The sequence below is a fragment of the Desulfovibrio sp. ZJ369 genome (genome assembly GCF_011039085.1).
Classification (GTDB): domain Bacteria; phylum Desulfobacterota; class Desulfovibrionia; order Desulfovibrionales; family Desulfovibrionaceae; genus Desulfovibrio.
On record NZ_JAAKEI010000057.1, the window covers coordinates 1 to 10415 of the forward strand.

Sequence of the window (10415 nt, forward strand, 5' to 3'; positions counted from 1 at the left end):
GTCATGCTTGGGCACCCCGTCTTCCGCGACAAAATACGCGAGTGGTTCAAGGTGCTGCGCAAGGCCAACTGCGGCGTGATCCTGGCCACGCAGAACCTCTCGGACGCCAAAAACAGCGGCATCATGGACGTGATCCTCACGTCCTGCCCGACAGTTATCTATCTGCCCAACAGGCAGGCCCGCAACGACGACGAATACGCCTTCTACCGCAGTTGCGGACTCAATGACCGCCAGATCGGGATTCTGGCCAACGCCACCCCCAAGCGGGATTATTACATGGTCAATCCCTCGGGCCGGCGGCTCTTTCAGCTCGGCCTGGGGCCGGTTGCCCTGTCCTTCACCGGCGTTTCCGACAAGGAAAGCATTGCCCGGATCAAGGCTCTTAAAAGCCAATATGGGAAAGAGTGGCCCTGGATCTGGCTCAAAGAGCGCAACGTCGCCTGACTCCAAGGAGAAAAAGAATGAAAATCCTGTTATGCGCTCTCATTATTACGCTCTCTGCGGCGAATGCCAGTGCCGCGTACACAGTGTATTGCACAAATTGCAGCGACAGAGTGACCCAGGCCATTGAAAAGGCCACCAGCCTTGAGCAGCTCACAACCTTGCTCAAGGAATACGATGAAGCCATTCAGCAAACTGCCGCGCAACTTCAGATGGTGCAACAGAACATCGAGCAATACACCAACATGGTGCAAAACACCGTCATGCTGCCGGCGAACATCATCAGAAAGATTTCTTCGGAGCTCTCCAAGGTCGCGCGAATCACCAATGCGCTGAATACCATGCGCAATGATGTTGCGGGTCTGGGCAATGTCTTTGATGGTCTGTACCAGGCGCAAGCCGAACTGAAAAAACTGGCCAACATGCCCAGAAACATGCTCTCCCAGGGCGGCATGACGTACCGCACAAGCTGGGACAGTTGGAGCCGCCGCGTGGACGATTCCACCAGGGCGACGTTTCAGCTTTCAGGCCAGCAGCTCAAGGATCTGGAAGAGTCCGCCGAGCTGGAAGCTTATATGAATGAGCTGCTTTCCAGCCCGGACGGTCAGCAAAAGGCGCTCATGGCCGGCAATCAGCTTGCGGCTCTGCAAATACAAGAGGCCCGCCAGCTCCGTGAACTCATTGCGACAAAGGTTCAATCGGATCTGGCGAGCCAGGAAAAGGCCGAGAAGGAAAGTCAGATGGGGCAGGAATTACATCGGCAGATGATAAAAAACTTGGATAAGCTGGATACAAAATCGTATCCGGATCCTTTTTAAGGATGCTTGGTAAGTTTTTCAGCATCGTTACGAGAGAGATTTGTATCTCTACTGATGCATTTGTATATCAATACACTTTTATTAACAGTCGTAATTGAAATTTTATCATTGCCTAAATATTCTATTATTGTTGGGCCTCCATTGTCGATGGAAATTTTTATTTCATCTGAAGAAGACGAAATAATGGAATATTTAATGCCAGAAAAGCGTTCTTTTGTTATTTTCATCAGTTCAGGAGAGTTTGGAACTTTGTTCTCTCTACTCCACCAACCAGTTAAATCAAAAGAGAATGCAGGTTGTGCCATGAAGAATAAAAATGCTGATATGAAAATCATAGAAAAAATTCTTCTCATAGGGGTTCTCCTTTGTTTTTCAATATTTCTTTATTCTAGCACTGTTTATGCTGAGGTGCAAGGAGGAAGCGATCTATCAGTATCATCAATAGTAAAAACATTCCATGATGGATTGGCAAAATATGAAAGCGTCATGCTGAAATATGCAAAAATAGTATTTTACTGGTGCGCAGTTCTAGAGGTCGCCTTTCTTGGCGTAAAAATGGTTCTTGGCACTTCTGATGTGCGCGAGACAATCAAAAATTTTTGTTTTGTGCTGCTGGCTGCCGGCTTCTTTCTCGCTGTTATCAACAATTATCATACATGGACGTGGAATGTCATTAATGGACTAAAATCAATAGCTGGTGAAGCAACAACCATCACGGATGCTTCTGATGAACCGTTTACTGTTGGCCTTTCATTGGCAAAAGATATTTTCAAACAAATGGCGTTTTATGAGCCAGCAAAGTCCCTGGCTTATATCCTGGCAGGGATGGCAATTTTGTTTTGCTTCACACTTATTACGTTACAAATGATTCTCATCAAATGCGAATGCATTGTAGCAATGTGTGCTTCATCCATTCTTCTTGGTCTTGGAGCCACCTCATTTCTTAGAGATTATGCCATAAATACATTGCGCTATGTTTTTGCCGTGGCTTTCAAGCTGATGGTTATGCAGCTTGTCATTGGAGTCGGTATTGATTTCATCAGGAAGCTGAAAGTTGCTGAGGATATGGATTGGGCTCAGATCGGCGTCACAATTTCCTTTTGCGTCATTTTCTACTGCCTTGTCAAAACCCTGCCGGACGTGGTGGCCGGGATCATCCAGGGCTCACACGTCAGCACGGGCAATGCTCTTACTTCCACAGTCGCGGCAATGGGTGCCGGCATGATGGGCGCGGGCATGGCCGCCAGCTCCGGCATGGCCAACATTGGCCGGGCCGCCCAGCTTGCCAAAGCGGAAGGCGCTCAGGGCATGGGCGGCATGCTTAAGGGCACAGCCGGCAATCTCTGGAACGCCAGCCGTGAAGCCATGCACAACAGAGGCCAGCGCCAGGGCAGTGTCGCTTCATCGCTGCGGGAACGGATTGAGGCCGCACGCCTCAAGAAGGATTAACCCCATGAGTACGAAAAAGGCTTCGCTTAAACAGAGATCCCGAAAACTTTCTTCATCTTTTAGCATAGGAATGTTTTGTTATGTAATGGGTTGGGCAGGGTCCCTCATTATCCTTTTGTCCTTTCTTTATGGGTATATCATGCTGGAGAGAAAAATTTATATTGGGGGTTTTTTTATTCTTATTATTCCTTCGATTTTTTTATTTCGCTTACTTTATAAGGATAACAATAAAGACACTGAAGATAATATGCAAAATTATATTAAATTATGTGGATTAATTTTGTTTATGATTACATCAATTTTAACATTTTTTATTATTTACAATCAGGTCGCCTGCTAACAGCTCAAGACCAAGGATACCTATCATGAGCATTTTCGCCAAAAAAGCCAACTCTGGAATCGTGGGTTCCAAGCCCTCTGAGGGCCATAACCCCTATCTCAACGCCCGTCAGGAATGGCTGGAGCGCTACGGCTCGTACATCAGCCGCGCGGCGCAATGGCGCATGACAGCATTCATTGCCTTGCTGCTCCTGGGCGGCTCTATTACGGCCAACGTCATTCAGGCGAACCAGGTCAAGGCCATCCCATACATCATCGAAGTGGACAAGCTGGGCAAGGCTGCCGTGGCGGCTCGCGCGGATCAGGCCAGCGCCGCGCCCTTGCGTTTGATCCAGGCTGAAATCGCGGCCTGCATCGCAGACTGGCGCACAGTCACAGCGGACATTGAGCTGCAAAAGCAGATGATCCAGCGTCTCAGCTATTTCGTGGCGGGCAGCGCCAAGGGCGTGCTCAAGGAATGGTTCACAACCAACAATCCGTATGAAATTGCCAAGTCCGGCAAGCTGGTCCATGTGGCGATCAAAAGCCTGCCTTTGCCGGTAAGCGCCAATTCCTACCGGGTGGAGTGGACGGAGACAACCCGTGCGCATACGGGCGTGGCTCTGGAAAGCCATACCTATGAGGCCACGGTCAGTGTCCAGATCAACCCGCCCACGTCTGAAGCCGTGCTGTTGCGCAATCCCGGTGGCGTGTACATCACCAGCCTTACGGCGAGCCGCGTATTCAAAACTGCCGCGCCTGCCGCTTCTTCGGCAAAGGCACAATAGGAGTTCCCCATGAAAAGGATTGTTGTTTCCCTGCTGCTGATATGCTGCTTTCTCCCTGGAGTCGTTGCGGGCGCGGCCCCTTCCGGGGGCTCGTCGTCCGCTGCTGCCGACCCGGCCTCAGCGCCGCCGTTGCCGGCCGATTTTCTGAACACGCCTCCGGACTTTCTCAGCAATGACACCGTGCCGCTGAGCAAGCGCGAACGGCAGTCCCTTACCCTGACCCGTGATTGGGCCGGACGCGGCCCGGCTCCGGTGCTCTCGCACTCCGGCAAGCTTGTTTATGTGCACGGCGCGTCCCTGCCCACCATCCTGGCCAGCCCCATGCAGGTCTGCGACGTGGAACTCCAGCCCGGGGAGAAGGTCAATGAGGTGATCGTAGGCGATTCGGCGCGCTGGATGGTGGAAACGGGCACTGCCGGCAACACCACGCACCTCTTCATCAAGCCCGTGGACGCCGGGCTGGAAACAAGCGCCGTGATCACCACAGATCGCCGCATTTATCATCTGCGGCTTATTTCCCGGCGCTCCGGACATACGCCGTATGTGGGCTTTGTCTACGCCGACGCCATGAAACTCCGGCTTGCGGAAGAGAAAGCCGCCAGAGAGCAGGAAGTCCAGCGCAATACGGCCAGGATCGACGGCAGGGACGTCGATATTTCCGGCCTGAATTTCAATTTCGAGGTGAAAGGCAAGGCATCCTGGAAGCCTGAGCGCGTTTTTGACGACGGCCAGAAAATCTATATCCACCTGCCCCGGAAAAGCACGGAAATGCCCGTGCTCCTGGCGCGGAAGGGCGGCGAAAACGTCCTGGTCAATTACCGCGTGGACGGCAGGAACATGATTGTGGACGGTCTGTTTGACGACATCTCCCTTCTGCTGGGCGTGGGCTCCAGAAAGGAAGAAGTGCGGATCATCAGGAAGGCGCAATGAGCGACGAATCTCCCAATGCTCTTGTCATGTCGCCCGCGCCGCTTGTGGCGCGGATGGGCCGCTGGCCGCTCTATGTGCTGCTGGCTGTGCTCGTGCTCCTGCTTGCGGCGCTGATTTACAGCGTGAGCTTCATGCACGATCCCAACAAAAAAAAGGAGGAAGAGGTCAAAAAAGCGGCTGTGAGCGAAGAGGAAAAGCCGGTCTGGCTGGTGGAAGGGAGCGGCCTGGCGCTTGATCCCAAAAAAGACAGGACAAGCGGCGTGCTGGCTCCGCCGGAACCGGCCAAGCCGGAACCCCTGGTGGTTGTCCAGCGTGAGGAAAAGCCGGATCAACAGGCGGAAAATGTTCGCCGCGTCAAAACGCAGGCGTATATGAGCGCGCTTTCCGCGCCCCTGGTCGCCAAACGTGTGAGCAGCCCCAACACGGCTTCCGTATCTCCTGCCGCGCCCGCAACCGGCTCCGCGCCGTCTGGCGGCCAAAATGCCGTTTCCGCCACGGCCTCAGCCGGAAGCGACAACTACTATGACCCGGCCGCTGATCGGGACAAGGAAGCCTTTTTGGATCGCGCGCGCAAGGACACGTCCTGGCAGCTCCGGGAACAGCGCACGCCGGGCATGCCGCTGGAGCTGAAGACCGGCGCGGTCATTCCGGGCATCATGCTGACGGGCGTCAATTCGGATCTGCCCGGCAACATGATCGCCCAGGTTTCCCGGCACGTCTTTGACTCCGCCACCGGGCAAAACCTGCTCATTCCCCAGGGCGCCAAAATTTACGGCGTCTATGACTCCCGCATTGTCTACGGCCAGGAGCGCGTGCTGATCGCCTGGAACCGCCTGATCTTTCCGGATGGTTCCTCCATCTCCCTTGGAGCCATGCCCGGCGCGGACATGGCCGGCATGGCCGGCTTCCATGACGACGTCAACAATCACTACATGCGCATTTTCGGCTCGGCGCTGATGATGTCGCTGGTTTCCGGCGGCATGGCCTATGCCTTGGATGGCGTCAACGACAGTACGGAAACCGAGAACGGGACGCGCATGACCGATGAAATGACGGCTTCTCTGGCCCAACAGCTTGGCCAGACCACCACGACGCTGCTCCAGCGCAATCTGAGCATCAAGCCCACGCTGGAGATCCGGCCCGGCTATCAGTTCAACATTGTCGTGACCAGGGACGTGATTTTCAAGGAACCCTATACCCGCTGGCGGCATTGATCCCCGGTCGCGCGTTTTTGTTGGAGAGAATCATGGCGCAACAGGAATACGGCCTTCAGGAATCAAGACCCGGGCGCAAAGCCGCTCCCTGGTGGTTGCTGCCCCTGCTGCCGGCGCTGGCGCTCCTGGGCATGGGCATGGCCACGCTGAAGGCGGCCTCGGATTATGGATTTCAGCCGGCTCTGGGGCAGCCGTGGTTTACCCTTTTCGGCATCCCGATGTATGCGCCCTGGAGCATCTTCACCTGGGAGGGCATTGCCCCGTCGGTCATGGACAATGCCATGACGGTCGGCCAGGCCTTTTTCATCCTGCCCCTGCTGCTTACCGTGCTTTGCGCGCTGGCCCTGCGGCGGCTGAAAGGCAACAAGAGCCTTCACGGCTCGGCGCGTTGGGCTCGGAAAAACGAGATCGAACGCATGGGCTATTTCGACGGCAAGGGCGTCTATGTGGGCGGCTGGTTTGACGCCAGGGGGAATGTCCTGCGCTATCTCCGGCACAACGGCCCGGAACATATTCTCTGCTTCGCGCCCACACGTTCGGGCAAAGGCGTGGGCCTGATCCTGCCCACGCTGCTATCCTGGCCGGGATCCAGCCTGACCCTGGACATCAAGGGCGAGAATTGGGCGCTGACCTCCGGCTGGCGCAAGTCTCAGGGGCATACGACGCTGCGCTTCGCGCCCGCGGACGCGTCCGGTTCCGGCTGCGCCTTCAATCCTTTGGATGAAGTCCGCCTGACGCAACTGGAAGCCGTGCAAGACGTGCAAAACATGGCGCTCATGCTGGTGGACCCTGACGGCAAAGGCCTGGCGGATCACTGGACCAAGGCGGCCTTTGCCTTTTTCTCCGGCCTGATCCTGCATTGCTGCGTCATGGTGCGGCACAAGGAGGGCCGTATGCCCACGCTTCAGGAACTGACCATCATGATGTCCGATCCCGATCGCAGCTCTGCCGAGCTGCTGGACGAAATGATGGGCACGGATCACGCAATGCTGTTCAACGAGTTCGCTCCGGACGCCGACGCGCGCGTGGGGGACGCCTGCCATATCTTCATTGCCAGTTCCGCGCGGGAAATGGCCTCCAAGGCGGACAACGAGGCCTCCGGCGTCCTGTCGTCGGCCCTGGTCAATATGGCCATCTACCGCGATCCGATCATCAATATCAACACGGCCCGCTCGGATTTTCACATCCATGATCTGATGCACGATGAAAAGCCCGTGGACCTCTATCTGGTGACGCCGCCGGACGGCATAGACCGGGTGCGTCCGCTGATGCGCCTTCTGCTGGATCTGATTATCCGCCGCGTCTGCGCCAGGATGGAATTTGCCGACGGCGCGAGCAAGGCGGGCTATCTGCATCGGCTGCTGCTGATGCTGGACGAACTTACCAGCCTGGGCAAGCTCCCCATTCTGGAGAAAGCCATTGCCTACATCGCCGGTTATGGCGGCAAACTGTACATCATCGTCCAGAACATAAAGCAGCTCAACGAGGCATACGGCAAAGACAATGCCCTTATGGCCAACTGCCATGTGCGCATTGCCTATGCGCCCAATGATCCGGACACGGCGGAGCTGCTTTCCAGAATGACGGGCAAGACCACGGTGGTGGAAAAGAAAACCTCCATCTCCATCGGCAAGGCCGGGCGTTCCCGCTCCATCAACATGGCGGAAACGGCCCGGCCCCTGCTGACGCCGGATGAATGCTCGCGCCTGCCCGGCGCGGAAAAAGACAGTGAGGGCAAGGTCACAAAACCCGGCCATATGCTGATCTTCACTGCCGGCCAGTATCCTGTTTACGGGATGCAGATCCTCTATTTCAAAGATCCCACATTTTCGCGGCGCTCCAAAATGCCCGCGCCTGGCCTTTCTGAAAAGTACCCCGACGGCATCACGGATTCGCTGTACTTTCCCCGCCCTGCGGAATGGTTTTCTCCGGTGGAAAAGCCCCGGGAGGAAAAAAAGCCGGATGTGCCGGCGCAAGTCCGTCCCGCCACCTTCGAGAGCTTTCTGGAGGATCGGGGATGAAGGCATTTTCAGTCTTTTTTGCCGCTTTCTCCCTGCTGCTGTTGCTGCTGTATGGCGCGGGCTTCCGTTGCAACCCCACGCCATCCCTGCCCAAAGGCATTTACCGCATTGCGCCCGGCGCTCCGGAGCGCGGCGATCTCGTCGCCTTTTGCCTGGAGTCTGCCGTCTGGACGCCTGAGGCCAGGGAGCGCGGCTATCTTGAATCAGGCTCCTGCCCCTCCGGCCTGCGTCCCCTGCTCAAACGTCTGGCCGGCTTGCCGGGGGATGCCGTGGATGTGACGCCTGACGGCATGAAAATCGTGCCCGTCACCGGGCCGGGCCGCTTTTGGCCCGCGCCGGCTCGGGATCGCGACAGCATGGGCCGTCCCTTGCCGGCAGGCTCGCTGCGATCCGGCGGGATCCCTGCGGGCATGGCCCTGGTGCTGGCCGAGCATCCGGGCAGCTTTGACAGTCGTTTTTTCGGGCTCGTGCCTCTGGCGCGCATGGCCAGGGTAGAGCCCGTTTTCACCTTCACTCAAGGAGAACACCATGAATAAGGACGAAGTAAACGCTGTGGCCGCGGACGCTTTCAACCAGGCTCAGGACGGCCTGGCCGTGCCGCTGGATCCTGAAATGGCGGAAGGCATGGGAGCATTCGCGGAACAGGCCCTGACGCTTCAGGATGTGCTGGACGCCCCCCTTCTCACGACTGAAGGAGAAGAAGATGACCAGGGATAAAAAAGAGCGGATCCCGTTCCATGTGGCATTCGCCGAAAAGGTCATCAAAATGCTGGAAGAGGGCACGGCTCCCTGGCAGAAGCCGTGGCATCCGGCGGAAAATCTCGCGCCGCGCAATCCGCTTTCCGGCACTGTCTACAGGGGCGTGAACCGGCTGCATCTGGCCATGTCCGGCGCGGTATCCGGCTATGAGGATCCGCGCTGGATGACGCTCAAGCAGGCCAATGAGGCCGGTTATCGCATCAAGCCGGGCAGCCGCTCCACAACCGTGGTCTATTACCAGTTTGTCAAAGAACAGGATCGATTGGATGAAAATGGTCAGCCGGTCCTGGGCGATGACGGCAAGCCCCTGAAGGAAACTGTCGCGCTTGAGCGGCCCATTCTGCGCATGGCGCGCGTTTTCAATGCGCAGCAGGTGGAAAACTTCCCTCCGATCCCGGCGCAAGAGAAGGCCTTTGCCTGGAATCCCCAGGAAAAGGCTGAAGCTGTCCTGACCAATTCCGGCGCTGTCATCAAGCATGATCAGCATGATCGGGCCTTCTACTCCCTCCTGTCTGATAGCATTCATCTTCCACCCAAGGGCAGTTTTGATCAGGCCGACAAATACTATGCCACGGCCCTGCACGAGCTTGGGCACTGGACGGGCGCGCCCACGCGCATGAACCGCGAGTTCGGCCCCAGGGGCTCCAAAGCCTATGCCAAGGAAGAACTGCGCGCGGAAATCAGTTCGTGGATGGTCGGACAAGACATTGGTGTGGGTCATGAACCCGGCCAACATGCGGCCTATGTGAAGTCCTGGGTACAGGCGCTCAGGGAAGATCCGCTGGAAATCATGCGTGCCTGCCGGGATGCGGAGCAGATCCGCGACTATGTTCTGGGGTTGGAAATGCAGAAGGAAAAGACTCGTGAGCAGAGTGTGGAACGCGGGCAAGAGGCCGCCAGCATGGCCGCGCCTGCCGGCGCGCCGGTTTTGGATCCTGCGCCGGCCAAAACCTATCTCCATGTGGCCTACAAAGACAAGGAGGCCGCCAAGTCCCTGGGAGCCCGCTGGGATGGCAGGCAAAAACGGTGGTACGCGCCGCAAGGCACGAATCTTGAGCCTCTGCGGCGTTTCCTGACGCCGCTGGAACATGCTTTCGCCAGTGCCAGTGCCGCCGCGCCGGCGGAAAATCTCTCTCCCCAGGAAGAGTTTGCCCGCAAACTGACGGATCTGGGCCTGGACCTCAAGGGCCGGCTCCCGGAACTGGACGGCAAGCTGCACCGCGTCCCTCTGCTCGCCAAAAGCGGCAGGGGCGTGGATGGAGCGTATTGCCTTCACGGCGACGGCATTCCCGCCGGGTGGGCGCAAAACCATGTCACCGGCGAAAAGGTGACGCTTGTGGCCACGGGCGTTGTGCTTTCGCCGGCGGAACGGGAACGGCAGCAACAGGAACGGGCCGCGCGGCTTCAGACGGCGGAAGCGGAACGGATCAGGGAGCAGGATGCTGCCGCCCAACGCTGCCAGAGCATGTGGGAGAGCTTCAGTCCAGCCGTCTCGTCTCCCTATCTGGAGAAAAAAGGCGTGGAAGCCTTTGGCCTCAAGGAAGATCAGGGGAACCTGATTGTTCCTCTGCGGAACATCCACGGCGAGTTGCGGGGATTCCAGGCCATCGCGCCGGATGGCCGGAAGGGTCTTGCCACGGGCATTGGGAAAAAAGGCAATTTTCATCTGATCGGCGC

General features: G+C 57.0%; 9 protein-coding genes and 1 pseudogene. All 10 read left to right on the forward strand.

Features of this window, described 5'->3' with window-relative positions:
* Positions 1–444, forward strand: a pseudogene (locus tag G7Y51_RS12175) (conjugal transfer protein TrbE); the annotation flags it as partial.
* Between the two features lie 17 nt (positions 445–461).
* A complete protein-coding gene (trbJ, locus tag G7Y51_RS12180; RefSeq protein WP_165177874.1) occupies positions 462–1259 on the forward strand; it encodes a P-type conjugative transfer protein TrbJ in 798 nt (265 codons plus the stop codon).
* Positions 1260–1319: 60 nt separating this feature from the next.
* Positions 1320–2708 carry a P-type conjugative transfer protein TrbL gene (gene trbL, locus G7Y51_RS12185; RefSeq protein ID WP_241160247.1) on the forward strand — a complete coding sequence of 463 codons (1389 nt, stop codon included), beginning with the start codon at positions 1320–1322 and terminating at the stop codon, positions 2706–2708.
* Between the two features lie 365 nt (positions 2709–3073).
* Positions 3074–3814, forward strand: a complete 741-nt coding sequence (locus G7Y51_RS12190) for a type IV secretion system protein (protein WP_165177876.1) — start codon at positions 3074–3076, stop codon at positions 3812–3814.
* Positions 3815–3823: 9 nt separating this feature from the next.
* The gene (trbG, locus tag G7Y51_RS12195) at positions 3824–4744 is read left to right on the forward strand and encodes a P-type conjugative transfer protein TrbG (RefSeq protein ID WP_165177878.1); all 921 of its coding nucleotides are present in this window, start codon (positions 3824–3826) and stop codon (positions 4742–4744) included.
* Positions 4741–5958, forward strand: a complete 1218-nt coding sequence (locus G7Y51_RS12200; protein ID WP_241160248.1) for a TrbI/VirB10 family protein — start codon at positions 4741–4743, stop codon at positions 5956–5958. Before trbG ends, G7Y51_RS12200 begins: the two co-directional genes overlap by 4 nt.
* Positions 5959–5990: 32 nt before the next feature.
* Positions 5991–7979, forward strand: coding sequence for a type IV secretory system conjugative DNA transfer family protein (locus tag G7Y51_RS12205; protein ID WP_165177880.1), 1989 nt, complete (start codon positions 5991–5993; stop codon positions 7977–7979).
* Positions 7976–8515 carry a conjugative transfer signal peptidase TraF gene (gene traF, locus G7Y51_RS12210; protein ID WP_165177882.1) on the forward strand — a complete coding sequence of 180 codons (540 nt, stop codon included), beginning with the start codon at positions 7976–7978 and terminating at the stop codon, positions 8513–8515. The genes G7Y51_RS12205 and traF overlap by 4 nt, the downstream gene beginning before the upstream one ends.
* Entirely contained in the window at positions 8508–8696 is a 189-nt protein-coding gene (locus G7Y51_RS12215) for a hypothetical protein (RefSeq protein WP_165177872.1), read from the forward strand. The genes traF and G7Y51_RS12215 overlap by 8 nt, the downstream gene beginning before the upstream one ends.
* On the forward strand, positions 8683–10415 hold a 1733-nt coding region (locus G7Y51_RS12220; RefSeq protein WP_165177884.1), incomplete at its 3' end, for a zincin-like metallopeptidase domain-containing protein. The genes G7Y51_RS12215 and G7Y51_RS12220, both read left to right, overlap by 14 nt.